This is a genomic window from Paraburkholderia sp. SIMBA_027, from assembly GCF_046535315.1.
Classification (GTDB): domain Bacteria; phylum Pseudomonadota; class Gammaproteobacteria; order Burkholderiales; family Burkholderiaceae; genus Paraburkholderia; species Paraburkholderia tropica.
The window spans coordinates 1-240 of record NZ_JAWRWY010001501.1 but is presented as its reverse complement, the minus strand read 5'-3'; the positions used below and the strand labels follow the sequence as shown (position 1 = coordinate 240).

At 58.3% G+C, this 240-nt stretch carries 1 protein-coding gene; it reads right to left on the bottom strand.

From position 1 onward, the window contains the following. Window positions 1-240, bottom strand: a 240-nt coding sequence (locus SB764_RS44195) for a hypothetical protein (RefSeq protein WP_410867338.1), incomplete at both ends; no start/stop codon positions are given.

The window sequence follows — 240 nt, the reverse complement described above, 5'->3', positions numbered from 1 at the left end:
AGTCGTCCTGCATCGTCTCCGTCCAGTAGTCCATCAGGTGCTGATAAACAGCATAGGCGTCGATCAGTGGCTGCCCCTGGTAATGTGCGAGCAGGTTTTCAGAGAGTTCGGCGATCACTTGTTTTGGCTTGCAGCCGGGGCGCAGCGCCTTGAGCGCTTTTGCCTGCTTTTTGCGCCACGAGGCGAAGTGCGCATTCATCTTCGCAATGAAGCCGGCGAACTCGGGGTGGCCGTGGATGG